Below are 26,190 nucleotides of genomic sequence, written 5' to 3' on the forward strand. Positions count from 1 at the left end.
AAAAATACTGAACAGTTACAGACTATAAAGTCAGCAGGAGGCAGATATCCATGGATATTATCAAGATTTCTCTTCTTGGAGTATGTGGTGTAATACTGGGATTTCTTATGAAGGGCACAAGGCCGGAATATACCTGCTTTATCACCCTTGGTATTGGGCTTACGATCCTTGGCCTGGCTGTAGGAAAAATTGCCTATCTGTTTCAGGCACTGGATCAGATCAGTGAAAGTCTGCCTGTGGATGGAAGCTATTTTCTGACCCTGATAAAAATGATGGGGATCACCTACATTGGACAGTTTTCGTCCGGGATCTGTAAGGATGCAGGATATCAGGCAACCGGTGTGCAGATTGAATTGTTTTGCAGACTGTCTGTGCTGGTTTTGTGTATTCCTGTACTTATGGCTTTGCTGGAAACAGTTGAGAGTTTTCTGATATGAAAAAAAAGATGATAAAATGGCTGGCTATATGCTTTGTCTTTTTGGCCTGGACAGACTGTGCCCAGGGAGAGACAATGGCTTCAGGTGATGATTTTGTACAGGAGCAGCTTATTGGTCAGATGGACTTTGAAGGGATTCAGCAGATGCTGGATCAGGCATTGGGCAAAGGGGAATTTTCTTTTGCAGATGCAGTAAAAAAAATACTAAGCGGGAACCAGGAAGTTTCAAAAGAGGTGTTGCAGGGATTTCTGCAGGGCCTTTTTTTTAACCTTGTAAAAGGAGAAAAAGACACTTTGCTCAGGATCCTGCTTCTGATCCTTGGAACAGCGTTTCTTACAAATCTGTCAGCAGTATTTGAAGACGGACAGGCTGTAGAAATCACATTTTATATGCTATATCTTCTGCTGTTTATTATGATCATGAATTCCTTTGCACAGTTGTCCTGTAATCTTTCCGGAAGCCTTGGGTGGATCTGTGATTTTATGAAGGTTCTTACACCAGCTTATTTTATGACAGTAGCGGCCTCCACCGGAGCTGCCACAGCAGCTGTTTTTTATCAGGGAATCCTTATGCTGACCTGGATGATCCAGTGGATCCTGACTGCATTTTTACTGCCAGGTGTAAATCTGTACATTCTGTTATGTCTGGTAAATCATCTGACAAAAGAAAGCATGCTCAGCAAGCTGGCAGATCTTCTGGAAAGTCTGATCCGATGGGGAATGAAAAGCCTGCTTGGAATCGTAACAGGACTGCAGATTGTAAAAGGAATGGTGGCACCGGTGATGGATTCACTGAAACGGACCGCTCTTGGAAAAACTGCTAGTGCGATACCTGGTATAGGAAATGCGGTAAATACAGTTACAGAACTGGTGGTTACAACGGGTGTACTGGTAAGAAACTGTGTAGGTGTGGCAGCTCTTCTGGCTCTTTTGGTCACAGCTGCTGCACCTGTATTGCATTATGGCTTTTTAAGTCTTGCATATCGTTTCCTGGCAGCCCTTGCCCAGCCTGTAGCTGATAAAAGGATCGTAGGTGCGTTGACTACTATGGGAGAAGGCTGCGGATTGCTTCTTAGGATCCTCCTTACAGCTGAAGTGTTGTGTATGCTTATGTTTATTATCCTTACATTAAGCTTTGGAGGAGGCGGATGAAAGAAAATCTGTATGCCTGGATCAAAAACCTGGCTGTTTTTTATCTTCTTTTTACAATGGTGCTTCATCTGGTGCCAGCAGGAAAATATGAAAAATATGTACGTTTTTTTATGGGACTGCTGCTGATCCTGATACTTCTGATTCCTGTATTCACTTTGTTTGGAAAGGCAGAAGAATTAGGAGAAAGCTTTCAGATTTTGTATGACAAGAAAGAAGAGGAGCGAAAAGTACAGGAAGGGGAAAATCTGCAGAAAATGTTTATATGGAAAAGCCTTGAACAACAGCTGGAAGAAGAGATAGCAGAAGATTTAATGAAAAAGAACATGAAAGCTGAAAAGGTGGAAGTACTAATAGAGGGAGAAAACGTAAAAGCCGTGCTGTATCTGCAATCAGAACCGGATCAGGAACTGGAGAGGAGGCTGAAGGATGAGCTTTTGGGACAATGGGGGATCCTTGCTGGAAACTGCCAGATCCAGGTTAAAAAAAATAAACCGGACACAGTGGATCACACTTTTTCTGGTGGGACTTCTTCTGGGGGTGATAGCAGTTCCTACTGAAAAAAAGACTGGATCGGATAATCGTGTGGGAAATGCTGCCAGGGAAGAGATACAGGAGCAGGGGAATGCCTCTGCTCTGGAACAAAGGCTTCAGCAGGTGCTTTCCGGCGTGGAAGGCGTGGGAAAGGTACAAGTCATGCTTATGACAGGAAATGAAAAAAGCACCTTTGGCTTTGGCAATGATAACAGCGAATTGATCACAGGAGTGCTGATCGCTGCCCAGGGAGCTGATGATCCGGTGACAGTACGAGAGATTCAGCAGGCTGTGATGGCATTATTTCAGGTGGAAGCCCATAGAATTAAAGTAATAAAAATGATATAAGGAGAGGAAAAGTGAAAAAAGGTTTAAAAAAGAATCAGGTGATCATCACCTCCCTGGCAATTCTGATCGCAGCAGCAGGCTATCTTAATTTTGCGGATGTGGATCTGGGCTTTAAGGATCAGGAGGCCAGCAGCAGTATCCTTGAAGATGTGGATTATGACCTGACAGATGAAACAGCCCTTCTGGATGAGAACGGGGCAGATGGCACCGGGGATACGGAGGATGTGACTGCTCCGGGAGAAGCCGTACTTACAGGGGCATCCGGTTTTGCTGCCCAGGCAAAGCTTTCCAGAGAGCAGATCCGTTCCCAGAATAAAGCAGATCTTCAGGATATTATCAACAACCAGGACATTGGAGAGGAGCAGAAGCAGGAAGCTATTAATACCATGGTATCTGTCACTGAACTGACGGAAAAAGAGGCGGCAGCAGAACTGCTTCTTTCAGCCAAAGGCTTTGAGAATGTGATTGTAAATCTTACAGGAGAAACTGCGGATATCGTAGTGCCGGATACAGATCTGGATGATGCCAGAAGAGCGCAGATCGAGGATATTGTAAAACGAAAGACAGGGATCGCACCGGAAAATATTGTGATCACTCCTTTAAGCCAGAGCGCTGAGGAAAGCGGCAATAAGGATGCGGGAATCAGCCAGATACCAGACCAGGAGGCAGAAGAAACATCAGCAGGGAATGCAAAAAGCGATGATCTGGTTGAAACGGATGGAATCTATGACTAACATAGCCCCTTACTGAGGAAATTCCCTTGACAGGAAAGCTTTCTGTATACTAGAATAGGAATGTTTATGAGTTATTATGGGAAACCTATTTATGACAGAACATTTTGCAGGAGGCATACTGTGTCAAAATATACGAAAGAAATAGAAAAAAGAAGGACCTTTGCTATTATTTCACATCCGGATGCTGGTAAGACCACGCTGACGGAGAAGTTTTTGCTGTATGGCGGAGCCATTAATCTGGCCGGAAGTGTTAAAGGCAAGGCAACGGCCCGTCATGCAGTTTCAGACTGGATGGAGATCGAAAAGGAACGAGGTATTTCTGTTACATCTTCTGTACTTCAGTTTCATTATGATGGATATTGTATTAACATTCTGGATACGCCGGGACATCAGGATTTCTCTGAGGATACTTACAGAACATTAATGGCCGCAGATTCTGCAGTTATGGTCATTGATGGTTCCAAAGGTGTGGAGGCACAGACCAGAAAGCTGTTTAAGGTATGTGTTATGAGACACATTCCTATTTTTACTTTTATCAATAAGATGGACAGGGATGCCAATGATACATTTGATCTTCTGGATGAGATCGAGAAGGAACTGGGGATTGCAACCTGTCCCATCAACTGGCCCATTGGTTCCGGTAAAAAATTCCGTGGTGTTTATGACCGGAATACAGAGAAGATCCTTACGTTTTCTGATACTCAGAAAGGAACAAAGGAAGGCCATATTGAGGAGATAACGCTTCAGGATCCAAGAGCAGATCAGGTAATGGATCCGGAACAGAAAGAGCAGCTTCTTGAAGAAATTGAACTTCTTGACGGTGCAAGTGCTGATTTTGATCAGGAGCTTGTAAGCAAGGGAGAATTAACCCCTGTATTTTTTGGATCTGCACTTACCAACTTTGGTGTGGAAACATTTCTGGAGCATTTCCTGGCGATGACCACTTCTCCTCTTCCAAGAATGTCAGATGCAGGACTGGTGGATCCTATGTCAGATGATTTTTCTGCCTTTGTATTTAAGATCCAGGCAAATATGAATAAAGCGCACAGAGACAGAATCGCTTTTATGAGGATCTGTTCCGGTAAGTTTGATGCTTCCCAGGAGGTATATCATGTACAGGGAGAAAAGAAGATGCGTCTTCTTCAGCCACAGCAAATGATGGCAGAGTCAAGACATGTGGTGGATGAAGCTTATGCAGGAGATATTATCGGTGTGTTTGATCCTGGTATTTTTTCTATCGGAGATACTATTTGTGTGCCTGGCAAGAAATTTGCTTTTGAAGGGATTCCTACCTTTGCACCAGAGCATTTTGCAAGAGTGCGCCTTTTGGACACCATGAAGAGAAAGCAGTTTGTAAAGGGGATCACACAGATCGCCCATGAAGGAGCGATCCAGATTTTCCAGGAGTTGTTTGGAAACATGGAAGAGATTATTGTGGGAGTTGTTGGTGTGCTTCAGTTTGATGTGCTGAAATTCCGCCTGGAGAATGAGTATAATGTGGAGATTCGTCTGGAGAATCTTCCTTATGAGCATATCCGGTGGATCGCCAATAAAGACAAAGTAGATGTGGACAGTATTACCGGTACTTCAGATATGAAGAAAGTAACAGATCTTAAGGGAAATCCGCTTCTTCTCTTTGTAAATCCGTGGAGTGTGGGAATGACACAGGACAGAAATCCGGATTTAATATTGACGGAATTCAGCAAATAACCCTTTTCATTTATTGGGTGATTTGATATAATTACAGGTAACTGAATATAACACCTTAGGAGGGTTATCATATGGCTGAAAAGAGAACAACATATAAAATACAGGATCTTGGCGGCATTGGTGAAGTGAATATTGCAGACGAAGTAGTTGCGATCATTGCCGGTCTGGCAGCTACAGAGGTTGATGGAGTTGCTTCCATGGCTGGGAATATTACGAATGAGCTGGTAAGCAAGCTTGGGATGAAGAGTCTTTCCAAAGGCGTAAAGGTGGAAGTACTGGATGGGATCGTACGTGTAGATCTTACCCTGAATATCCAGTATGGCAAGAATATCCTGGAGACAAGCAAGACAGTCCAGGAAAAGGTTAAATCTTCCATCGAGAATATGACCGGGCTTGAAGTGGCAGATGTGAATATCCACATTGCCAGCGTAGATATGGAGAATGAAAAAGGAAAGTAAGGCTTTCCTTTTTTAGATTGCGGGAGGATATTATGCGAAGAAGGGAACTAAGAGAACATATTTTTAAACTTCTGTTTATGACCCAGTTTAATTCCCAGGATGAGATGGGAGAGCAAGTGCAGCTTTATTTTGAAGGCCTTGCTGAAGGAGAAGAGAAGGATCTGGAGTATATCCGGGAGAAATATAATCATGTACTGGAGCATTTGGAGGATATTGACAGACAGCTGAATGAGACAAGCCATGGATGGAAGACAAAGCGAATGAACCGTGTGGATCTTACAGCTTTAAGATTGGCTGTTTATGAGATCAAGTATGATCCGGATGTTCCTACAGGGGTTGCCATTAATGAGGCAGTGGAACTGGCCAAGCGCTTTGGCGGGGAAGCCTCAGGTTCTTTTGTGAACGGTATTCTTGGTAAGCTGGCGAATGAATAATATATACTCTGTAGGACAGGTAAACAGCTATGTGCGTAATATGTTTACCCAGGATTACTTCCTTCAGAAGCTTCAGGTTAAGGGAGAAGTATCCAACTGTAAGTACCATACCAGCGGACATATCTATTTTTCCTTGAAGGATGAGACAGGCACCCTTTCCTGTGTGATGTTTGCAGGTCAGAGAAAAGGCCTGGCATTCCGTATGAAGGATGGAGATCAGGTTGTGGTAGCCGGTACTATTGATGTTTATCAGCGTGATGGCAGGTATCAGATGTATGCCAGGGAGATCACTTTGGAAGGAGCAGGTGATCTGTATCGCAGATTTCTGCTTCTGAAGCAGGAACTGGAAGAGATGGGCATGTTTGCTCAGGAATACAAGCAGGAGATTCCCAGATTTGTAAAGCGCCTGGGAGTTGTGACTGCACCAACAGGGGCTGCAGTGCAGGATATCCGTAACATTTCCCTGCGGCGCAATCCATATCTGCAGATCGTTTTGTACCCGGCTCTTGTGCAGGGGGAAGGAGCTCCGGAAAGTATTATGAAAGGGATCCGGATCCTGGACGGGCTGGATCTGGATGTGATCATTGTAGGCAGGGGTGGCGGATCCATAGAGGATCTGTGGGCCTTTAATGATGAAAGGGTTGCCAGAGCTATTTTTGAGTGTCAAACTCCCGTGATCTCAGCGGTAGGTCATGAGACAGATTTTACCATTGCTGATTTTGTGGCAGACCTGCGGGCACCTACTCCGTCTGCCGCTGCAGAGCTGGCAGTGTTTGATTATAAGAGTATTGTGGACGCAGTCGATTCCGGCAGGGAACGGCTGCATCGTGCCATGTGGGGCAAACTGCAGCTGCTTAAGAGCAGGCTTGATCAGTATCAGGTACGGATGCAGTATCTGAATCCGCAGGGAAGGCTGCGGGACAGACAGCAGTATGCAGCTGATATGGAAGAGCGGCTTTATAAAGGAATGGAGGCAAAACTCCGTGAGAAACGGAATCTTCTTGCGTTATATCTGGAGAAGTATGCAGGCCTGTCGCCCCTTCGGAAACTGAATCAGGGATATTCCTATGTAACGGATATCCAGGGACATGCAGTTACCAGCATTGAAGGTATCAGAGAAAAGGACAGGCTGTTTATCGCTGTCACAGATGGAAGGGTTGAGACAGAGGTAATAGGTACAAATAAGGAGGGGCCATGGCTGAAGTAACAGAACAACAGGATGAATTGTCTGTGGAGACTGCTTTTCAGGAACTCGACAGACTGGCAGACAGGCTGGAGGATCAGGAAACATCCCTGGAGGAATCCTTTGCCCTGTATAAAAAAGGAATGGAATTGTTAAAGTATTGCAGCGAGAAACTGGACACAGTAGAGAAAAAAATGCTGCAGATCAATGAGGATGGGACATTCAGTGAATTTTCAAAGTGAATTACAGGAAAAAACAAAAGAAGCAGAAGAGATAATCTGCAGATATCTGCCGAAGGAAGAAGGTTTTGCCGCTCATCTGGCAGAGGCTATGAATTACAGCGTATGCTCAGGGGGAAAAAGGCTTCGCCCCATACTTCTTGGTGAAACATTTCGACTGTTTAGCGGAAGCGGGCATGTGGCAGAGCCTTTTATGGCTGCGATTGAGATGATCCACACCCATTCCCTGGTACATGATGATCTTCCTGCGCTGGATAATGATGATTACCGCAGGGGTCGACTTACTACCCATAAAGTGTATGGGGAAGCTATGGGAGTTTTAAGCGGAGCCGCTCTTCTGAATTATGCATATGAGACTATGCTGAAGGCATTTGCCCTTACCGAAAGACCACAGGCTGTGATCCGCGCTATGGAGATCATGACCCATAATACCGGCTTGTACGGGATGCTTGGGGGCCAGAGTGTAGACGTGGAGAATGATGGCAAGCCTGTTTCAAGGGAAATACTTGATTATATATATGAGAACAAAACTTCTGCGCTGATTCAGGCTTCTATGCTGACAGGAGCAGTTTTGGCAGGAGCAGATGAAAGAGAACTGGCAGTGATCGACCAGGCTGCAAAGAACATAGGCCTGGCTTTTCAGATCAGGGATGACATTCTGGATGTTACCAGTTCCCAGGAAGAACTGGGTAAACCGGTACATAGTGATGAGAAAAACAACAAGACTACATATGTAACACTTATGGGGATCAGCAAAGCCTCAGAGCGTGTAGCAGACTTATCCGGGGAGGCAGTAGCTCTTTTGGATAGCCTGGGTCGAAAAAATGAATTCCTGGATACACTGGTAAGGGAACTGGTGGGACGCAGGAAGTGAAAGAAGGATACGGATGTTTCTGGAAAAGATAAATAAGCCAAATGACATTCATAAGATTGCACTTGCTGATTTTCCGCAGCTGGCGGATGAAATCCGTCAGTTTCTTATTGAATCTGTAAGCAAGACCGGTGGCCATCTGGCATCAAACCTGGGAGCAGTAGAACTTACCCTTGCAATTCATAATGTGTTGGATTTCCCAGAGGACAAGCTGATTTGGGATGTGGGACATCAGGCTTATACCCACAAGATCCTTACAGGAAGAAAGGATGCATTTGCCACTCTTCGTAAAGAAGGCGGTTTAAGCGGGTTTCCTAAGAGAGCGGAAAGTGACTGTGATGCTTTTGATGCAGGACACAGCTCCAATTCCATATCTGCAGGACTTGGCTATGTTCGGGCCAGGGATCTTTTGGGCAGGAAGAACCATGTGGTGTCTGTGATCGGAGATGGGGCACTTACCGGCGGTATGGCTTACGAGGCATTGAATAATGCAGCGGAACTGGATACGAATTTTATTATTGTGATCAATGACAATAATATGTCCATTTCAAAGAATGTTGGTGGAATGTCTACGTATTTAAGTGCTTTGCGTACAGCAGAGGCTTATACAGGAATGAAGATAGGAGTTACAAAAGCGGTCAAAAAGATTCCTAAAGTGGGAACAGCTATGGTAGATGCTGTCCGCCGTACCAAAAGCAGTATCAAACAGCTTTTTATTCCTGGAATGTTGTTTGAAAATATGGGACTTACCTATCTGGGACCTGTGGATGGCCACAATATGCGGCAGATGATGAAGCTGTTCAATGAAGCTAAAAGGGTGGAAGGGGCAGTTGTAGTACATGTGATCACGGAAAAGGGCAGAGGATACAAGCCTGCAAGTACCTATCCGGACAGGTTCCACGGTACGGGACCTTTTGATATACAGACAGGAAAAGCCCTGACTGTGAAAGAAGCACCTACCTATACAGATGTATTTGCCAAAGGAATGGTCCGGCTTGGAGAAGAAAATACAAAGCTTGCAGCTATTACGGCAGCTATGCCGGAGGGAACCGGACTGAAAGCATTTCAGCAGGCATTTCCTGACCGCTTTTTTGATGTGGGGATCGCAGAAGAGCATGCAGTCACTTTTGCAGCAGGACTGGCCCTAGGAGGGATCATTCCTGTGGTGGCGGTGTATTCTTCCTTCCTTCAAAGGGCAGTGGATCAGATCCTTCATGATGTGTGTATGCAGAAGCTTCATGTAATATTTGCCATTGACCGGGCAGGATTGGTCGGCGCAGATGGAGAGACCCATCAGGGGAATTTTGACCTTTCTTATCTGAGCATGATGCCAGGGATGACAGTAATGGCACCCAAAAATGACTGGGAGCTGGAAGCTATGCTGGAAGCAGCAGTAAATGGAGACGGACCGTATGCCATCCGTTATCCCAAAGGAACAGCATGTACAGAGTTTCAGCAGTTTCAGGCACCGATCCTCCGTGGAAAGGCAGAGATCCTTTCCAAAGGGAAAAAGGCAGCCATACTGGCAGTTGGCAGCATGGTGTCTGTTTGTCAGGATGCAGTAAAGCTTCTGAAAGAACAGGGAATAGATCCCACATTTGTAAATGCCAGGTTTATAAAGCCTTTGGATACAGCCTTATTGGATGAACTGGCAGAAGACCATCAGCTGTTTGTTACCGTAGAAGAAAATGTAAAAAGCGGAGGTTTTGGAGAGCATGTATGTGCCTATATGGAAGCATGCCATCCGGGATGCAGGGTGATACCCATTGCTATCTGGGACAGATTTGTGCCTCAGGGCAGTATTGACAGCCTTCGGTGCAAGGTCGGACTTTCTGCAGCAGAGATCGCACAGACAGTAGAAACGGGGATTTCATAATATGAAAAAAAGACTGGATATTTTATTGGTAGAGCATGGACTTGCTTCTTCCAGAGAGAAAGCAAAAGCATATATTATGTCCGGAGATGTGTATGTAGACGGACAAAAAGAAGATAAAGCCGGATCCATGTTCGGAGAAGGCGTAAAGATCGAGATGCGCGGAAATACATTACCCTATGTAAGCAGAGGCGGTTTGAAACTGGAAAAGGCCATGAAGAATTTTGACATTCATCTGGACGGAAAGGTATGTATGGATGTTGGAGCATCCACAGGAGGTTTTACAGACTGTATGCTTCAAAACGGGGCTGTCCGTGTATTTTCCATTGATGTAGGATATGGTCAGCTGGATTGGAAGCTTCGCAATGATCCAAGAGTGGTCTGCATGGAAAAAACCAATATTCGTTATGTGGTTCCAGAGGATCTGGGAGAGGCTGCTGATTTTTCTTCGATTGATGTGTCCTTTATTTCATTGACAAAGGTACTGCCGCCGGTACGGCAGCTTCTGAAAGAAGATGGAGAGATCGTATGCCTGATCAAGCCTCAGTTTGAGGCGGGCAGAGAAAAGGTAGGCAAAAAAGGAGTTGTCCGTGATCCGCAGGTTCACAGAGAAGTGATCGAAAAGGTTCGTGATTTTGCCATGGGGATTGGTTTGGAGCCATGCCATCTGTCCTTTTCACCGATCAAGGGACCGGAGGGAAATATAGAATATCTGCTTCATCTGCAAAAGCGTCCGGAAGGAGTCCTGGTCACAGATCAGCTGCAGACCACGGTAGAGTCTATAGTAGAAGAAGCCCATGGTATGCTGGACAGGAAATAGGTGGATCAAATGGATAAGTTTTATGTGATCACAAACAGTGAAAAAGATCAGGATCAGTCTTTTACAGACATGATCGTGTCCTATCTGAAAAGTCATGGAAAGGCCTGTCAGGTGCAGATGGCAAAACGGAAGCAGGATGGGCCCTATCATTATACTGATCCGGAGAAGATCCCTGAGGATACCCAGTGTGTGATCGTGCTGGGAGGAGACGGTACTTTGCTTCAGGCCGCCAGGGATGTGGTTCATTGCAGGATTCCCCTTCTGGGCATTAATCTGGGTACACTTGGATTTCTGGCAGAGGTAGACAGACAGTCTGTGTATCAGGCTCTTGACAAGCTGATGCGTGGAGATTATGAGGTAGAAGAACGGATGATGCTGTCCGGCACTGTATACAGAGGCAATCAGGTGATCGGCAGTGATCTGGCACTGAATGATATTGTGATCGGCAGGGAAGGGCCTTTAAGGGTTGTACGTTTCAAGAATTTCGTAAATAATGAATATCTGAATTCCTACAATGCGGATGGTATCATATTGTCCACACCTACCGGGTCTACAGGATACAGCCTGTCTGTAGGCGGCCCTATTGTATCTCCAAGCGGCACCATGATCATCATGACACCCATTGCCCCTCACACACTTAATTCAAGAAGCATTGTATTTCCAGCAGAAGATGTGATTACTGTGGAAGTTGGGAAGGGAAGGCATGAGGATCAGGAAAAGGCAGTTGCCGCTTTTGATGGTGATGCGGTGATCCATTTAGTTACTGGTGACCGGATCGTGATTCGCAGGGCAGAGGAAAAGACAAAGATCCTGAAACTAAACCATTTGAGTTTTGTGGAAGTGATCCGTCAGAAGATGCGAGACAGTTAAGAACTAAAGATGATTTTTGTTTCGTAATTGTAAGGGTATTGAACAGTTACGAAAATAGTTGGAAAGGATACAGCATCTGGATCAGGGAGGATGAAAATTGAAATTAGCAAGACATGAAAAAATTATCGAATTGATCCGGCAATATGATATAGATACTCAGGAAGAACTGGCTGCCAGGCTGAATCAGGCAGGCTTTAAAGTGACGCAGGCTACAGTATCCAGAGATATACGGGCATTGAAGCTTACAAAGGTAACGGTAAAGGATGGTAAATCCCGTTATGCGATCCTGGATCACGGTTCTTCAGAGCTTGGAGATAAGTATTCCAGAGTGCTGAAAGATGCAGTGAGCTCCATGGATACTGGACAAAATCTGGTAGTGGTAAAGACAGTTACAGGTATGGCCATGGCTGTGGCTACAGCGCTGGATGCATTGAAATGGCCGGAGATCCTTGGGTGTATAGCCGGAGATGATACTATTATATGTGCCTGCAAGACATCTGAGCAGGCAGCAAGTGTGGTAAAGAAGCTGAATGAGATTGTAGGAAGTTAAGACAGCGTTTTGCATAAAATAAGGAGGTGGCTTTTGTGCTGGTTCATCTGCACGTAAAAAACCTTGCACTGATCGAAGAAATAGAAGTGGAATTTGGCCCTGGACTGAATATCCTTACTGGTGAGACGGGCGCCGGAAAATCCATTCTTTTAGGCTCCATACAGCTGATCCTGGGAGGCAAGACTTCCAGGGGGATGATTCGTGAGAATGCATCCTACGGCCTGGTGGAGCTTTTATTCCAAGTTGAAAATACAAAAGCAAAACAGGCGTTGGAATCTATGGATATTTATCCACAGGATGGTCAGGTACTTCTGTCAAGGAAGATTATGGAAGGCCGGAGCATCAGCAAGATTAATGGGGAAGTTTGCACAGTATCCCAGATGAAGGCAGCAGCAGCCTGCCTGATCGACATTCATGGCCAGCATGAGCACCAGTCTCTTCTGTATCCGGATAAACAGCTGGAGATCCTGGACATCTATGGAAAAGAAAAAATACAGCCAGTAAAAGAAAAAGTAGAAAAGGCTTATAAAGAATATCGTAAATGCGAGAAAGAGCTTCAGGCCTTTAACATGGATGAGGAACAGAGAAACAGGGAGTCTGCTTTTCTTGAATTTGAAGTCCGGGAAATCGAAAAGGCCGTCCTTAGGGAAGGAGAAGACGAGGAACTGGAAAAGACATACCGCAAATTGTCCAATGGACGAAAGATCGTGGATGCTCTGCAGGCTGTGAGAGGCTTTACCGGATATGAAGGAAGCAGTGCAGGAGATCTGGTAGGAGAAGCACTCAGGGAATTGTCCAGAGTCTCAGAATATGATGAAGAACTGGCTGGACTGGAAAGTTCGCTGGGAGAAGTGGACAGTCTGCTGAACGATTTTAACCGGGAGCTGTCTTCTTATATGGAGGATATGATTTTTGACCAGGAAACCTTTGAACAGACAGAACGCAGACTGGATCAGATCAATGGGCTGAAAGCAAAATATGGTCAAAGCATAGGAAAGATCCTGGAATATCAGAAGCAGCAAATGGAAAAACTGGAAAAAATACAACAATATGACCAGCTTTATCAGGAAGCAAAAGAAAAACTTTGTCAGTGTGAAAAAGTTCTCCAAAAAAATGGGGATGAATTATCAAAAATCAGGAAAGAATATAGCAGACAGCTGGAAGCAAAAGTGATCCAGGGATTGCAGGATCTTAATTTTGCCAATGTGGATTTTGCCATTTCCTTCAAACAAGCCAGAAGCTGTACAGCTGCAGGATATGATGTTATTGAATATGAAATATCTACCAATCCGGGAGAAAGCAGGAAACCGCTTGGCAAGATCGTATCCGGTGGTGAATTGTCAAGGATCATGCTTGCGCTGAAAGCGATCCTGGCAGATAAAGATCAGATTGAAACTCTTATTTTTGACGAGATCGATACTGGTATCAGCGGAAGGACTGCTCAGAAAGTATCCGAAAAAATGGCAGTGATCGGCAGACATCATCAGGTGATCTGCATTACTCATCTTCCTCAGATCGCTGCAATGGCAGATACCCATTTTGAAATCGAAAAACATGTGGAAAATAATGAAATGATCACCCAGATTCATACGCTAGAAGGTGAAGATTCTATCCGGGAGCTTGCAAGGCTCCTGGGCGGTGCAAGGATCACAGATGCAGTGCTGGAAAATGCAAGGGAAATGAAAGAATTGGCACTGGTACATAAAAATACAAGACTGAAATAAAAGATTCATCACATACTAAGAGAGGAATGACCGGAGCAGGTATCCGGCTTTTCTCTCTTTTTTGATAGAAGATGATAAATACAAAGGAAAAGGATGTGACAAAAATGAACCCAAAGAAAAGATACAGACGTTTCCTTTTATGGTGTCTTGGGCTGGATCTGCTGGTGATAGGAATCCTGGGTATAAGATACCTGAACCTGAAAATACCGGATGAGATCCATGTGGAAAAAGGGAAGGATCAGGACGTGTCTGCAATGCTGGCCCGTCCCTTTGTTACATTTGAAGACACAGTGCCTGTTTCCGGGGATGGGGCTTATTTTTTGCCCTGTCGTTTATTTGGCCTGATCCCTTTTAAGGATGTGAAGGTAATACCAGCAGAAAGCACCAGCCTTTTGGTAAGCGGAAGTACAGTAGGTATGTATATGAAAACAGAAGGTGTACTGATCATTGATACAGGGGAAATTCTTTCCAGGGACGGAAAACAGATAACGCCTGCTGAGGATCTTGTAAAGCCGGGAGATTATATTGTTGCTTTTAATCAACAAAAAGTATCCTGCAAAAAGGAACTGATAAAGGATCTGAAAAAAACTGACGGGAAGGAAGTGAGCCTTACCCTGAACAGACAGGGGAAAAAGATAAAGGTATCTTTGATGCCTGTGGAAGATCAGACAGGAGATTACAAGCTTGGAATCTGGGTAAGAGACGACACCCAGGGTATTGGTACTCTGACTTATGTGGACGCAGCAGGAAATTACGGAGCACTGGGACATGGAATCAGTGATGTGGATACTGGAGAGCTACTGTCTATTACAGGCGGTTCTTTATACAAAACCCAGATACTGGGCATTCAGAAGGGAAGTAAAGGCAATCCTGGTGAATTGTCTGGATTAATTCGCTATAATGTGGGAAATGTGCTGGGCTCCATTACAAAAAATACGGCAAATGGGATTTACGGAAAATATCAAAGCTTAGGTGGGGACGGAATTGCTTTAAAAGAAATGAAAATTGGCTACAAACAGGAAATGGAAACAGGTCCGGCATCTGTTTTATGCAGTGTAAACGGACAAGTAAAAGAATATGCAGCAGAAATTACAAAAATAGACATGAATCATCAGGACAGTAATAAGAGTTTTGTGATCCATGTGACAGATCCAAAGCTTCTTGCGGCAACCGGAGGGATCGTGCAGGGGATGAGCGGCAGTCCGGTGATCCAGAACAAAAAGATCGTGGGGGCTGTAACTCATGTGTTTGTGCAGGATGCGTCCAGCGGATACGGCATTTTTATTGAAAATATGCTGGTGGAAAAAGGGTAAAAAATGGTTGGATATGGCGGATAAAAGTCGAAAGTTATCGAACGAAAATCCAGTGAAACCGACACTTTCGGCTTGATTTCCCCATTTGGATTCCACTATAATAGCAACTGTTAATCTAGTAAAAAGAGGTAACAGGTTAGGAGGAGAGATGCCTCATGGAAAAGTTAAATGTGGCTATTGCGGATGATAACGAGAAAATGACAGAAGTACTGGGACGTATGATCGAGGAAGACAAAGAACTTTCACTGGTAGGAAAAGCACACAATGGAGAAGAAATCTGTAACATTATCAGGGAGAAGCAGCCGGATGTGGTGATCCTGGACATTATTATGCCTAAGATGGACGGACTTTCCGTAATGGAAAGATGTGTACATAGCAGTGTGCTGAAAAAGATTCCTGCGTTTATCGTAGTTTCGGCAGTAGGGCAGGAACGGATCACAGAGGATGCTTTTAATCTTGGGGCTGAATATTATATGTTAAAGCCTTTTGACAATCAGATGCTGCTGAATAGGATCAAGCATGCAAGGCATCTGGGTGACAGAAGAAGAAAAGAAATTTCAAGACAGGGAAAAAGTGAAGAGGGTGGCTGCTTTTCACAGGGTGACCTGGAACGGGATGTAACAAATGTGATCCATGAGATCGGTGTACCGGCACACATCAAAGGATATCAGTATCTAAGAGATGCCATCATCCTGTCTGTGAATGATATGGAAATGCTGAATTCCATTACAAAGATCCTGTATCCTACTATAGCAAAAAGACACCAGACCACTCCAAGCAGAGTAGAAAGAGCAATCCGTCACGCTATTGAAGTAGCATGGAGTAGAGGAAAAATGGATACCATAGATGCACTGTTTGGATATACGGTAAGTACAGGAAAAGGAAAGCCTACCAATTCAGAATTTATTGCCCTGATCGCAGACAAAATAAGACTTGAATATAAAAATCGCTCTTTCCATTAGAAAGGATATAGGGTATAATAAAAGCAGTAATACGGTTCTCCGGACATAGAAGGAGAATGCAGTGAATCCATACCAAGGAGGGAATTTACGGATGAAGAATATACTTTTTGCAGCGTCTGAGGCAGTGCCTTTTATTAAAACAGGAGGACTGGCAGATGTAGTCGGATCTCTGCCGAAGTGCTTTGATAAGAGATATTTTGACATTCGGGTAATATTGCCGAAATATGCCTGCATGCGGCAGGAATGGAAAGATAAAATGGAATATGTTACCCATTTTTATATGGATCTGGGATATAAGAACTGTTATGTTGGAATTCTCAGGATGGAATATGACGGGATTCAGTTCTATTTCATTGACAATGAATATTACTTCAGTGGTCCGAAGCCTTATGATACTGTACCATGGGATTTGGAGAAGTTCGCATTCTTTTCAAAGGCAGTACTTTCTGTTCTTCCTGTGATCGGATTCAGACCGGATGTGATCCACTGTCATGACTGGCAGACAGGCCTGGTGCCGGTTTATCTGCATGACAGCTTCCAGCAGAATGAATTTTTCTGGGGAATCAAGACAGTTATGACTATACACAATCTGAAATTCCAGGGTGTGTATGATGTAAAGACCATCAAAGAAATTACCGGGCTGTCTGATTACTATTTTGTTCCGGACAAGCTGGAAGCATACAAAGATGCTAATTTCCTGAAGGGTGGTATTGTATTTGCAGATGCAGTGACTACTGTTAGCCGTACTTATGCTGAGGAGATCAAGACTCCGTTTTACGGGGAGGGTCTGGATGGACTGCTGCGTGCACGTTCCGAAAGCCTTCGGGGCATTGTAAATGGTATCGACTACAATGATTTCAATCCGGATACAGATATTTTCCTTTCTTCCAAGTACAATGCAACTACATTCCGTAAAGAGAAGATCAAGAATAAGATCCAGCTGCAGAAGGATCTGGGACTGGATCAGGATCCGAAAACTATGATGATCGGTATTGTTTCAAGACTGACAGACCAGAAGGGCTTCGACCTGATCGCGTATATTATGGATGAACTTTGCCAGGATGCAGTACAGATCGTTGCGCTTGGTACAGGTGAGGAACGTTATGAGAATATGTTCCGTCATTTTGATTGGAAATATCATGGCAAGGTATCTGCACAGATTTATTATGATGAGGGTATGTCCCACCGCATTTACGGAGCAGCTGATGCATTTTTGATGCCGTCCCTGTTTGAACCATGCGGATTGAGCCAGCTGATGAGCCTTCGTTATGGTACTCTTCCTATTGTCAGGGAGACAGGGGGACTGAAGGATACGGTAGAGCCTTATAATGAGTTTGAAGGCACTGGTACAGGATTTTCGTTCTGTAATTACAATGCACACGAGATGCTTAGTACCATTCGTTATGCAGAGCGTATCTACTATGATAAGAAGCGTGAATGGAATAAGATGATCGACAGAGCTATGGCACAGGATTTCTCCTGGGGTCATTCTGCACGGCAATATGAAGAGATGTACAATTGGCTGATTGGCTGATCCTGTCATATTTTGTCGAAAGATAATCCATTCTTATTTGCAGGAAAGACTTGACAGAAACACAGATTTATTATACTATGGTAGCAGAAAACACGAACATAGGTTCGCATTATGAAAAATACAAGAATAAGGAGACTGCCATAGAATGATAAATGAAGAAAAGCAAAAAGCCCTGGAGGCTGCTCTGGGGCAGATAGAGAAGCAATATGGAAAAGGATCTGTGATGAAGCTTGGCGAGTCAGGTGCCAGTATGCAGGTGGAGGCGGTTCCTACAGGATCCCTTAGTCTGGATATCGCACTGGGAGTAGGCGGCGTACCCAAGGGACGTATCATAGAGATTTATGGACCTGAGTCCAGTGGTAAGACTACTGTAGCATTACATATGGTAGCAGAGGTTCAGAAGCGTGGCGGGATTGCCGGTTTTATTGATGCAGAGCATGCACTGGATCCTGTTTATGCGAAGAATATAGGTGTTGATATTGACAATCTTTATATTTCACAGCCAGATAATGGTGAGCAGGCATTGGAGATCACTGAGACGATGGTACGCTCCGGAGCTGTGGACATTGTGATTGTAGACTCTGTTGCTGCACTGGTACCTAAGGCTGAGATTGATGGAGATATGGGTGACAGTCATGTGGGGCTTCAGGCGAGACTGATGTCCCAGGCTTTGAGGAAGCTTACAGCTATTATTAGTAAGTCCAACTGCGTAGTGATCTTTATCAACCAGCTTCGTGAGAAGGTAGGCGTTATGTTCGGTAATCCGGAGACTACTACCGGTGGCCGTGCACTGAAGTTTTATTCTTCTGTACGTCTGGATGTACGTCGTGTAGAGACTCTGAAGCAGGGCGGAGAGATGGTTGGCAATCACACCAAGATCAAGGTGGTGAAGAACAAGGTTGCACCACCATTTAAGCAGGCAGAGTTTGATATCATGTTTGGTACAGGTATTTCCAGAGAGGCAGACATCCTGGATCTGGCAGCAGACTGTTCCATTGTTAATAAGAGTGGTGCTTGGTATGCTTATAATGGCAATAAGATCGGACAGGGCCGGGAGAATGCCAAAGCCTATCTGAAAGAGCATACAGATATTCGTGATGAGATTGAGAAGAAGGTAAGGATCCATTACCATCTGCTCCCTGAGGAAGAAGAGACAGTATCTGCCCAGGACAATGCGCAGGCAGATGCAGCAGCTTCCCCAGAGGATGAGGCCTGATCCATGGGACTTACAAGAGAAGAACAACAGGCGGCCCGCAGGAAGGCTTTGCTCCTTCTTGAGCATATGGACCGTACAGAGAAAGGCCTGTCTGACCGTTTGCGTCAGGCAGGCTTTTGTGCAGAGGCAGTGGAGGATGCAGTGGCTTATGTAAGCTCTTTTGGATATGTGGATGATGGCAGATATGCGGAGAATTACATTGCATACAGAATCCAGTCTAAGAGCAGGCACAAGATCCTTCAGGAACTGCTTCAAAAGGGTGTGGACAAGGAGACTGCCCAGACTGCCTGGGAGCAGGTATCAGAGTATACCCAGCCGGATGAACAGAAGATCCTTAAGGAGGCTGTCCTTAAGAAATGCCAGCCAGGCACAGTCCTGGACGAAAAGGGGATGCGCCGCCTTCAGGGATTCCTGCTGCGAAGAGGCTTTGGCTATAGTGATATTTCCCATGTGCTGGAGGAACTGCAGATCCAGATGGAATCTAATACATCGTTCTGCAAATAACTGTGGGATTCTTCCTGCCAAAATATAAATTTCATTTTTCTATAGAAAAACTTGACATAATTATCAAAAACATATAAACTTATATTGTTGTAATTGTACAATGAAAACCGAATAAGGAGGTGCTCCTGTGACAAGCACAATTATTGTTGCATTTGTCGCTGTGGTAGTCGCGCTACTTATTGCAGTTCCTATTACTACTAAAGTTGCTGTGGCAAATAAAGTAAAAAAAGACGCAGAAACTGTTGGATCGGCAGAAGACAAAGCCAGAGGCATCATAGATGAAGCTTTGAAGACAGCAGAAACGAAAAAACGGGAAACTTTGTTGGAAGTGAAGGAAGAATCTCTCCGTACAAAAAATGAACTGGAGAAAGAAACCAAGGAACGAAGAAATGAACTGCAGAAGTATGAGAAACGTGTCTTATCAAAGGAAGAGGCCGTAGATAAGAAAGCGGATGCAGTTGAGAAGCGTGAGGCAGAGTGCACAGCGAGATATGCTGAATTACAGAAGAAAGAAAAACGGGTGGACGAACTTGAGCAGAAGGGAGTACAGGAACTGGAACGAGTTTCAGGACTGACTTCAGAACAAGCCAAGGAAGAGCTGCTCAGATCTGTGGAAGATGATGTGAAGGTTGATGTTGCAAGGCTTTACAAAGAACTGGAGAACAGGGCAAAAGAAGAAGCCGGCAAGAAAGCCAAGGAGTATGTGGTAAATGCCATTCAGAAATGTGCAGTTGACCATGTAGCAGAAGCAACGATTTCTGTTGTGCAGCTTCCAAGCGATGAGATGAAAGGGCGTATTATCGGCCGAGAAGGACGTAATATCCGTACATTGGAGACACTTACAGGTGTAGATCTGATTATTGATGATACACCGGAAGCAGTTGTTCTTTCTGCTTTTGACCCGATCCGTCGTGAGATCGCCAGAGTTGCACTTGAGAAACTGATCGTTGATGGCAGGATCCATCCGGCCAGGATCGAGGAAATGGTTGAGAAGGCACAGAAAGAAGTGGAAGCCCAGATCCGTGAGGATGGGGAGACTGCTGCTATGGATGTGGGTGTACATGGTATTCATCCAGAACTTCTGAAGCTTCTGGGAAGGATGAAATTCCGTTCCAGCTATGGACAGAATGCATTGAAGCATTCCATTGAAGTGGCACAGTTATCCGGACTTCTGGCTGGTGAAGTAGGTGCTGATGTGCGTATTGCCAAACGTGCCGGACTTCTGCATGATATTGGTAAGTCCATTGACCATGAAGTAGAAGGCTCACATATTCAGATTGGTGTAGATCTTTGCAAGAAATATAAAGAATCTGCAATCGTTATTAATGCAGTGGCTGCTCATCACGGAGATGTAGAACCAGAGTCATTGATCGCCTGCATTGTACAGGCAGCAGATGCTATTTCTGCAGCCCGTCCTGGTGCTCGTAGAGAGACACTGGAAACATATACCAACCGTCTGAAACAGCTGGAGGATATTACCAACCAGTTTAAAGGGGTGGAGAAATCCTTTGCAATTCAGGCAGGTCGTGAGATCCGTGTTATGGTTGTTCCAGATCATGTTACAGATGCAGATATGGTTCTTCTGGCAAGAGATATTGCCAAGCAGATTGAGGCAGAGCTTGAATATCCAGGCCAGATCAAAGTTAATGTGATCAGAGAGAGCCGTGCTGTGGATTATGCTAAATAATCCAAGCTGTCATTCAGGAAGATAAGATACAGGAATCGTTATTCCCAAGGGAAACCAAAGGAAAACGGTTCCTGTTTTTGTGTGAAAAAATATATAAATGATTACAGTGTTTCGGTAATGAGAACTGCATAAATTCTATATGGGAAGCGTAAGATGGAAAAGAGAAAAAGATGCTGCTGTGTCAGACAGTTACATCATAAAAAGACAGGAGAAGGATATGGGGAAAAAGAAAGGCAGAATAAAAGGAAAGGAATTTTTTCCCTGGTCAGCTTTATTTTTTTGTGGCTTTTTTACAGGTACCATTCTTCCAAATATTATGTGGAAAATGAAATGGCAGCAGAAAACAGTAGCTGCTATGTATCTGCTTAGCTCTTTTTCAGGACAGGAGCTGGCTGGAACCGGACTTCTTGGAGAAATATTGAAAAGCAGGGGAAGTTTTTTTATATTATGTGCAGTGTGCGGATTTACTGTTTTCGGTGTGCCATTAGCAGTTGGAACTGTGATTGCAGCAGGCTTTGGGATTGGTGCAGTGCTGACCGTATGTATCCTTCAGTTTGGTCTGGCAGGTGCGGCAGCAGGAATTGCCCTCCTTTTTCCACAGTATCTGATCTATCTGCCTGCCCTGTTTATGCTTCTGGACATGGTTTTTAAACAATCCATAAGCATGTGGAAAAATCAAGGGATTTTTCCGGACAAAGCAGCTGGATATTCCTGGCAGACAGTTTGGACAGGGGGCATTTACTTCCTCGGAATGCTGTTGGAAGCCTATGTAAATCCATGGATAACAGAAAAAATTTTGATGACTTTAAAAATATTTTGAATGTATTTACACCATATGTGGTGTAAGTTACCATAAAAAAGTCGACATTTTGTGTAAAAATGCGGAAAGCCCCAACTTATCAGCATTTCAGAGAAAAAAAGGGTTTGATTTTATGTTAATTTCAAAGTATAATACAGTTACATTTTTTGTTATTCAGAATGGGGAGTATGAATGACAAGTATTGAACGTGACAGGAAGAAGAGAAAATGGAAAGAGAGATACATGATTTCATTAGTTATCTGCATGAAACAAAGAAGTCATCCAGCAATACGGAGATTTCCTATGAGCGGGATTTAAGAAAAATGGCCAGGTTTCTGGAAGACCGGGGGATCCGTGAAGCAAAGGCTGTGCGGGAACTTGATCTGGAGGGATATTTGGATTATATGGAGCGTGGAGAATTTGCGTCTTCTACCATATCCAGAAGTGTAGCGTCCATCCGTGCTTTTTTTCAGTATCAGATGAAAGTCAACGGTATGGAAAAGGATCCGTCAGATAATCTGAGGCCACCTAAAGTAGAGAAGAAAATGCCGGAGATATTATCCATTCAGGAAGTTGATCTTCTGCTTCTGCAGCCAGATCTGAATACACCTAAAGGGATCCGGGATAAAGCCATGCTGGAGTTATTGTATGCTACTGGTATGAGAGTCAGCGAACTGATTCATTTGCAGGTAGATGAGGTGAATCTCCAATTAGGATATGTGACCTGCAAGGAACATGAGAAAGAAAGGATCATTCCTATTGGCAATGTGAGTCGGGATGCCTTGATCCTGTATATGGACAAGGCAAGAGATACTTTTGTTAAGGACAGTAAAGAGAAGACTTTGTTCACCAACTGCTCCGGGAAAGCAATGAGCAGACAGGGGTTCTGGAAGGTACTGAAAGGATATGCAGACGCTGCCGGAATCAAGCGGGATATTACACCGCATACCTTGCGCCATTCTTTTGCAGTCCATATGCTGCAAAATGGAGCAGATATTAAAAGCGTACAGGAAATGCTTGGACATTCGGATATTTCCACAACCCAGATATACTTAAGTATGAATATGAACCGCATGCGGGATGTATATATGAAAGCCCACCCCAGACACTGATCTGAGGCGGGCTTTTATTGTAACATCAGCACAATTCAGCAATGGTGTATAACAGTTTTTCAGATTCTTCCCATCCAAGGCATGCATCTGTAATGGATTTGCCGTAGATATGAGGTGCACAGCCAATCTTCTGGTTGCCAGGTTCAATGTAGCTTTCAATCATAAGACCTTTTACAAGCTTGTGGATATCAGAATCCACAGCGCGGCTATGAAGCACTTCTCTTGCAATACGAACCTGCTGTTCGTATTGTTTGTTGGAATTGGAGTGGTTGGTATCTACAATAGTCGCCATATTTTTCAGATCTTTTGCTGAATATTTTTCGTAGAGAAGGCGCAGATCCTCATAATGATAATTGGGAATGGCTTCTCCATGTTTATTTACAGCACCGCGAAGAATCGTATGTGCATATTCGTTCCCCGATGTTTCTACTTCCCAGCCGCGGTAGATAAAACGGTGGCTTCCCTGGGCTGCAACAACAGAATTAAGCATAACGCTGAAATCACCGCTAGTAGGATTCTTCATACCGGCAGGGATATCCATGCCGCTTACAGTAAGGCGGTGCTGCTGGTCTTCTACAGAGCGGGCACCTACGGCTACGTAAGAAAGAATATCGGAAAGATAACGCCAGTTTTCAGGATAAAGCATTTCGTCAGCACAGGTAAATCCACTTTCCTGAATGGCATGTATATGCATTTTACGGATGGCGATCAGTCCGGCAAGCATGTTTGGCTTCTTCTCAGGATCTGGCTGATGAACCATTCCTTTGTAGCCTTCGCCTGTTGTACGTGGTTTATTAGTATAAACTCTTGGAATAATTAAAACTTTATCTTCAATTTTCTCCTGAACCTTACGAAGTCTTAACAGGTAATCACATACAGCATCTTCATTGTCAGCAGAGCAGGGACCGATGATGGCAAGAAACTTATCGGATTTTCCAGTTAATATATCACGGATCTCACTGTCACGTTTCTCTTTAAGAGCTTTGATCTTTGCATCAATCGGGTATTGATTGCGGATTTCGTCTGGTGTAGGTAATTTTTTGATGAATTCAAAACCCATTTTCTTTCTCCTTTGCATTTGCTATCAGTTTTTTATTATAGAACAAGTTTTTGAGAATGTCGATAGAAAAATTATCGCAGTATATAAGAAAAAGTTATGGTAATCTTGAAGCAGATGCTTGTTGCAGATGAGTAAAATACCGGATCAGGGCAATAAGATGCAGCAGAGAAAGAAGCAGTTCACCAGACAGCATACCATAAAAATAGCCTCGGATTCCCATAGCGGGAATGGCAAAGATTACAAACAGGATCCGAAGAAGAGCTCCGGACATGTTGTGGAACAGACAGCGGGAAGCTTTTCCAAGGCCATTTAGTATACTGACCATAGCGGTATTCATATATAGAAATGGGCAGATGAAAGCCAGGGAGGTAATATAGTTTCCGGCAGTAATGCTGTTAAAAAGAAAAACACCTGCAAAGTGACCGAAAAAAAGAAAAAACAGGGCACAGATACATCCAAGAAAAAGACAGCCCATGCAGGAACTGCGGACCACATAGGAAATCCTTTTTCTGTTTCTAAGTGCCTGAAGCTGAGCAATAGAAGGCATAAGCATAACTGCTGCGGAGGTGGTAAGGGTGGAAGGAAAAAGAAGAAGCGGCAGGGTCATGCCTGTAAAGACTCCATAGACCCCAAGAGCGTCTGTACGGGACAGACCATATGCCTGTAGCTGTCCGGGGATCAGCACCACTTCAATACTGCCAAGTAAGGTGAGCAATACTTTATTCAGGGTATGAGGAACCGATTCCCAAAAAAGCCGGCAGATGGATGCAAAGGGTTTATGGATGAATCTGATTTTATAGGAAGTTTTTTGAAAATGAATGCCAAGGGTAAGAAGGGATGAAAGGCAGGCAGCAATCTCTCCGCAAAGGGCACCAATGCCGGCAAGAAGCGGTGTAACCGGCTTTTTTTCTGACAGAAGGATCAGATAAACCAGGTAAGAACTGCCAATACGCACTGCCTGTTCAAATAACTGTATGCAGGAAGGCGTTAGGGCCTGCTTCATGGAATAATAGTAACTGCTGACACAGGTATGTAGCGCACTGAGAGGAAAACAAAAAGACATAAGACAAATCAAGGGAAGGGTGGCCGGCTCTTTCAGAATCCGGACTGCAATAAAAACTGCATTTTTATATAAAATAAATGAAATACCAACAGACAAAAACATACAGATGCTTGTTCCAAGGAGAAAGGTATCTTTTGCCTGCTGATCCTTTCCAAGAGCTTGCAGTGATGCGCAGCCCCGGGAGATTACTGCCTGCATACCAAAAGCGGTCATTGCAAGCAGCAAAGCAGAAAGAGGGAGAGAAAGCTGATAAATCCCCACACCCTGTGCACCAATGGTGTGTGAAAGGAATATTCTATAAAAGAAGCCAGCCAGCCGGCAAAGAAGCCCTGTACAGGTAAGAATCAATGTTCCTTTCAGAAATTGTTCCTTTGACATAACCGTACCGCCTGAATATATAATTTTTATCAGTATATTCTAAAAAGCACCTTGACAGAACGAAATGTATCTGGTAAAGTTAGGTGAAATCCAAGGAAAACACTAGGAATTAAAAAGAGGCGATAAAATGAAATTTTCCACACGGGCAAGATATGGCCTCAGGGCGTTGATTGATTTAGGCATGTACAGTGAGGCAGAGAGCGTATCTCTCCAGAGCATTGCCGACAGACAGGGGATTTCCATGGGATATCTGGAACAGCTGATGGCACTTCTTAAGAAAGCCGGTTATGTGAAGAGCAGCCGGGGAGCCTGCGGAGGATATCGTCTGGCAATGCCGGCCGGTGAGATTTCTGTGGGAGACGTTTTAAGAGTGCTGGAAGGCAGTCTGGAGGCTGTGGAGTGTGCCGGCAACGAAGACAGCGGAGGATGCACAGGCGCTGATCTTTGCGTTGCCAAATACGTATGGAAACGTATAAACGACAGTATTACACAGGCTGTGGATACAATGACCCTGGGAGAACTGATCTGCGAAAGTATTAAAGTGCAGGAAAAGAATCAGGGACAGCAAAGAGGCAATGGAGTGATCTGCCCTAACAGCCGTACAAAAAACGAAGAGTGATAGTAACTAT

27 protein-coding genes are annotated in these 26,190 nt (G+C 44.3%); 25 read left to right on the forward strand and 2 right to left on the reverse strand.

Features of this window, described 5'->3' with window-relative positions; all coding sequences use genetic code 11:
• The first annotated feature begins 50 nt into the window (after nt 1–50).
• The 24 genes from G5B11_RS00095 to xerD all read left to right on the forward strand — a co-directional run bounded on the left by G5B11_RS00095 (nt 51) and on the right by xerD (nt 23,060).
• Complete coding sequence (locus tag G5B11_RS00095; RefSeq protein ID WP_158420584.1) at nt 51–437, forward strand: SpoIIIAC/SpoIIIAD family protein; 387 nt, start codon at nt 51–53, stop codon at nt 435–437.
• Entirely contained in the window at nt 434–1,588 is a 1,155-nt protein-coding gene (locus tag G5B11_RS00100) for a stage III sporulation protein AE (RefSeq protein WP_173726408.1), read from the forward strand. Before G5B11_RS00095 ends, G5B11_RS00100 begins: the two co-directional genes overlap by 4 nt.
• On the forward strand, nt 1,585–2,145 hold the full coding sequence (locus G5B11_RS00105) for a stage III sporulation protein AF (RefSeq protein WP_173726409.1): 561 nt from the start codon (nt 1,585–1,587) through the stop codon (nt 2,143–2,145). The genes G5B11_RS00100 and G5B11_RS00105 overlap by 4 nt, the downstream gene beginning before the upstream one ends.
• The gene (locus G5B11_RS00110; protein ID WP_173726410.1) at nt 2,126–2,467 is read left to right on the forward strand and encodes a hypothetical protein; all 342 of its coding nucleotides are present in this window, start codon (nt 2,126–2,128) and stop codon (nt 2,465–2,467) included. Before G5B11_RS00105 ends, G5B11_RS00110 begins: the two co-directional genes overlap by 20 nt.
• Nucleotides 2,468–2,478: 11 nt before the next feature.
• The gene (locus G5B11_RS00115; protein WP_158420588.1) at nt 2,479–3,201 is read left to right on the forward strand and encodes a SpoIIIAH-like family protein; all 723 of its coding nucleotides are present in this window, start codon (nt 2,479–2,481) and stop codon (nt 3,199–3,201) included.
• Nucleotides 3,202–3,321: 120 nt separating this feature from the next.
• Nucleotides 3,322–4,911 carry a peptide chain release factor 3 gene (locus G5B11_RS00120; protein ID WP_173726411.1) on the forward strand — a complete coding sequence of 530 codons (1,590 nt, stop codon included), beginning with the start codon at nt 3,322–3,324 and terminating at the stop codon, nt 4,909–4,911.
• Nucleotides 4,912–4,982: 71 nt separating this feature from the next.
• Entirely contained in the window at nt 4,983–5,369 is a 387-nt protein-coding gene (locus G5B11_RS00125) for an Asp23/Gls24 family envelope stress response protein (RefSeq protein WP_158420590.1), read from the forward strand.
• Between the two features lie 32 nt (nt 5,370–5,401).
• Nucleotides 5,402–5,803 carry a transcription antitermination factor NusB gene (gene nusB, locus G5B11_RS00130; RefSeq protein ID WP_158420591.1) on the forward strand — a complete coding sequence of 134 codons (402 nt, stop codon included), beginning with the start codon at nt 5,402–5,404 and terminating at the stop codon, nt 5,801–5,803.
• Nucleotides 5,796–7,010 (forward strand): exodeoxyribonuclease VII large subunit, encoded by a 1,215-nt coding sequence (gene xseA, locus G5B11_RS00135; RefSeq protein WP_173726412.1) that lies wholly within the window; start codon nt 5,796–5,798, stop codon nt 7,008–7,010. Before nusB ends, xseA begins: the two co-directional genes overlap by 8 nt.
• Nucleotides 6,998–7,228: an exodeoxyribonuclease VII small subunit gene (gene xseB, locus G5B11_RS00140; RefSeq protein ID WP_158420593.1), complete on the forward strand. Its 231-nt coding sequence runs from the start codon at nt 6,998–7,000 to the stop codon at nt 7,226–7,228. Before xseA ends, xseB begins: the two co-directional genes overlap by 13 nt.
• The gene (locus G5B11_RS00145; protein ID WP_173726413.1) at nt 7,212–8,099 is read left to right on the forward strand and encodes a polyprenyl synthetase family protein; all 888 of its coding nucleotides are present in this window, start codon (nt 7,212–7,214) and stop codon (nt 8,097–8,099) included. The genes xseB and G5B11_RS00145 overlap by 17 nt, the downstream gene beginning before the upstream one ends.
• Nucleotides 8,100–8,112: 13 nt before the next feature.
• Entirely contained in the window at nt 8,113–9,972 is a 1,860-nt protein-coding gene (dxs, locus tag G5B11_RS00150) for a 1-deoxy-D-xylulose-5-phosphate synthase (protein ID WP_173726414.1), read from the forward strand.
• Between the two features lies 1 nt (nt 9,973).
• Nucleotides 9,974–10,789: a TlyA family RNA methyltransferase gene (locus tag G5B11_RS00155; RefSeq protein ID WP_173726415.1), complete on the forward strand. Its 816-nt coding sequence runs from the start codon at nt 9,974–9,976 to the stop codon at nt 10,787–10,789.
• A 9-nt stretch (nt 10,790–10,798) separates the two neighbouring features.
• Nucleotides 10,799–11,659, forward strand: a complete 861-nt coding sequence (locus G5B11_RS00160; protein ID WP_158420596.1) for an NAD(+)/NADH kinase — start codon at nt 10,799–10,801, stop codon at nt 11,657–11,659.
• Nucleotides 11,660–11,756: 97 nt separating this feature from the next.
• Nucleotides 11,757–12,209 carry an arginine repressor gene (gene argR, locus G5B11_RS00165; RefSeq protein WP_173726416.1) on the forward strand — a complete coding sequence of 151 codons (453 nt, stop codon included), beginning with the start codon at nt 11,757–11,759 and terminating at the stop codon, nt 12,207–12,209.
• Between the two features lie 35 nt (nt 12,210–12,244).
• Nucleotides 12,245–13,933 carry a DNA repair protein RecN gene (gene recN / locus G5B11_RS00170; protein ID WP_173726417.1) on the forward strand — a complete coding sequence of 563 codons (1,689 nt, stop codon included), beginning with the start codon at nt 12,245–12,247 and terminating at the stop codon, nt 13,931–13,933.
• Nucleotides 13,934–14,037: 104 nt separating this feature from the next.
• Nucleotides 14,038–15,246 (forward strand): SpoIVB peptidase, encoded by a 1,209-nt coding sequence (gene spoIVB / locus G5B11_RS00175; RefSeq protein ID WP_173726418.1) that lies wholly within the window; start codon nt 14,038–14,040, stop codon nt 15,244–15,246.
• Between the two features lie 155 nt (nt 15,247–15,401).
• Nucleotides 15,402–16,208 carry a sporulation transcription factor Spo0A gene (spo0A, locus tag G5B11_RS00180; protein ID WP_158420599.1) on the forward strand — a complete coding sequence of 269 codons (807 nt, stop codon included), beginning with the start codon at nt 15,402–15,404 and terminating at the stop codon, nt 16,206–16,208.
• A gap of 91 nt (nt 16,209–16,299) precedes the next feature.
• Nucleotides 16,300–17,742 (forward strand): glycogen synthase GlgA, encoded by a 1,443-nt coding sequence (gene glgA / locus G5B11_RS00185; protein ID WP_173726419.1) that lies wholly within the window; start codon nt 16,300–16,302, stop codon nt 17,740–17,742.
• A gap of 145 nt (nt 17,743–17,887) precedes the next feature.
• Nucleotides 17,888–18,958 (forward strand): recombinase RecA, encoded by a 1,071-nt coding sequence (recA, locus tag G5B11_RS00190; protein WP_158420601.1) that lies wholly within the window; start codon nt 17,888–17,890, stop codon nt 18,956–18,958.
• A gap of 3 nt (nt 18,959–18,961) precedes the next feature.
• Nucleotides 18,962–19,462 (forward strand): regulatory protein RecX, encoded by a 501-nt coding sequence (locus G5B11_RS00195; protein ID WP_173726420.1) that lies wholly within the window; start codon nt 18,962–18,964, stop codon nt 19,460–19,462.
• A gap of 160 nt (nt 19,463–19,622) precedes the next feature.
• Nucleotides 19,623–21,149, forward strand: coding sequence for a ribonuclease Y (rny, locus tag G5B11_RS00200; protein ID WP_416796970.1), 1,527 nt, complete (start codon nt 19,623–19,625; stop codon nt 21,147–21,149).
• Between the two features lie 217 nt (nt 21,150–21,366).
• Entirely contained in the window at nt 21,367–21,969 is a 603-nt protein-coding gene (locus G5B11_RS00205) for a stage II sporulation protein M (protein ID WP_173726421.1), read from the forward strand.
• A gap of 206 nt (nt 21,970–22,175) precedes the next feature.
• On the forward strand, nt 22,176–23,060 hold the full coding sequence (xerD, locus tag G5B11_RS00210) for a site-specific tyrosine recombinase XerD (protein ID WP_158420605.1): 885 nt from the start codon (nt 22,176–22,178) through the stop codon (nt 23,058–23,060).
• Between the two features lie 25 nt (nt 23,061–23,085).
• On the opposite strand, the gene G5B11_RS00215 is transcribed toward xerD, so the two are convergent.
• Together G5B11_RS00215 and G5B11_RS00220 are read right to left on the reverse strand one after the other, a co-directional pair.
• The gene (locus G5B11_RS00215) at nt 23,086–24,120 is read right to left on the reverse strand and encodes a 3-deoxy-7-phosphoheptulonate synthase (RefSeq protein ID WP_158420606.1); all 1,035 of its coding nucleotides are present in this window, start codon (nt 24,118–24,120) and stop codon (nt 23,086–23,088) included.
• A gap of 94 nt (nt 24,121–24,214) precedes the next feature.
• Nucleotides 24,215–25,561, reverse strand: a complete 1,347-nt coding sequence (locus G5B11_RS00220) for an oligosaccharide flippase family protein (protein WP_173726422.1) — start codon at nt 25,559–25,561, stop codon at nt 24,215–24,217.
• A gap of 127 nt (nt 25,562–25,688) precedes the next feature.
• Here G5B11_RS00220 and G5B11_RS00225 point away from each other — a divergent pair, with 127 nt between their 5' ends.
• Complete coding sequence (locus tag G5B11_RS00225; RefSeq protein WP_158420608.1) at nt 25,689–26,180, forward strand: RrF2 family transcriptional regulator; 492 nt, start codon at nt 25,689–25,691, stop codon at nt 26,178–26,180.
• Nucleotides 26,181–26,190: the final 10 nt, after the last annotated feature.

Source organism: Blautia glucerasea (assembly GCF_013304385.1).
GTDB lineage: Bacteria > Bacillota > Clostridia > Lachnospirales > Lachnospiraceae > Blautia_A > Blautia_A ammoniilytica.

Bases quoted from the DNA above. Each gene is read 5' to 3' on its own strand.
- xerD (WP_158420605.1), top strand. From the start codon at position 22,176: ATGGAAAGAGAGATACATGATTTCATTAGTTATCTGCATGAAACAAAG.
- G5B11_RS00095 (WP_158420584.1), top strand. From the start codon at position 51: ATGGATATTATCAAGATTTCTCTTCTTGGAGTATGTGGTGTAATACTG.
- G5B11_RS00105 (WP_173726409.1), top strand. From the start codon at position 1,585: ATGAAAGAAAATCTGTATGCCTGGATCAAAAACCTGGCTGTTTTTTAT.
- G5B11_RS00225 (WP_158420608.1), top strand. From the start codon at position 25,689: ATGAAATTTTCCACACGGGCAAGATATGGCCTCAGGGCGTTGATTGAT.
- xseB (WP_158420593.1), top strand. From the start codon at position 6,998: ATGGCTGAAGTAACAGAACAACAGGATGAATTGTCTGTGGAGACTGCT.
- G5B11_RS00220 (WP_173726422.1), bottom strand. From the start codon at position 25,561: ATGTCAAAGGAACAATTTCTGAAAGGAACATTGATTCTTACCTGTACA.
- recA (WP_158420601.1), top strand. From the start codon at position 17,888: ATGATAAATGAAGAAAAGCAAAAAGCCCTGGAGGCTGCTCTGGGGCAG.
- G5B11_RS00195 (WP_173726420.1), top strand. From the start codon at position 18,962: ATGGGACTTACAAGAGAAGAACAACAGGCGGCCCGCAGGAAGGCTTTG.
- nusB (WP_158420591.1), top strand. From the start codon at position 5,402: ATGCGAAGAAGGGAACTAAGAGAACATATTTTTAAACTTCTGTTTATG.
- spoIVB (WP_173726418.1), top strand. From the start codon at position 14,038: ATGAACCCAAAGAAAAGATACAGACGTTTCCTTTTATGGTGTCTTGGG.
- G5B11_RS00100 (WP_173726408.1), top strand. From the start codon at position 434: ATGAAAAAAAAGATGATAAAATGGCTGGCTATATGCTTTGTCTTTTTG.
- dxs (WP_173726414.1), top strand. From the start codon at position 8,113: ATGTTTCTGGAAAAGATAAATAAGCCAAATGACATTCATAAGATTGCA.
- glgA (WP_173726419.1), top strand. From the start codon at position 16,300: ATGAAGAATATACTTTTTGCAGCGTCTGAGGCAGTGCCTTTTATTAAA.
- G5B11_RS00205 (WP_173726421.1), top strand. From the start codon at position 21,367: ATGGGGAAAAAGAAAGGCAGAATAAAAGGAAAGGAATTTTTTCCCTGG.
- G5B11_RS00125 (WP_158420590.1), top strand. From the start codon at position 4,983: ATGGCTGAAAAGAGAACAACATATAAAATACAGGATCTTGGCGGCATT.
- G5B11_RS00160 (WP_158420596.1), top strand. From the start codon at position 10,799: ATGGATAAGTTTTATGTGATCACAAACAGTGAAAAAGATCAGGATCAG.
- G5B11_RS00155 (WP_173726415.1), top strand. From the start codon at position 9,974: ATGAAAAAAAGACTGGATATTTTATTGGTAGAGCATGGACTTGCTTCT.
- G5B11_RS00215 (WP_158420606.1), bottom strand. From the start codon at position 24,120: ATGGGTTTTGAATTCATCAAAAAATTACCTACACCAGACGAAATCCGC.
- xseA (WP_173726412.1), top strand. From the start codon at position 5,796: ATGAATAATATATACTCTGTAGGACAGGTAAACAGCTATGTGCGTAAT.
- spo0A (WP_158420599.1), top strand. From the start codon at position 15,402: ATGGAAAAGTTAAATGTGGCTATTGCGGATGATAACGAGAAAATGACA.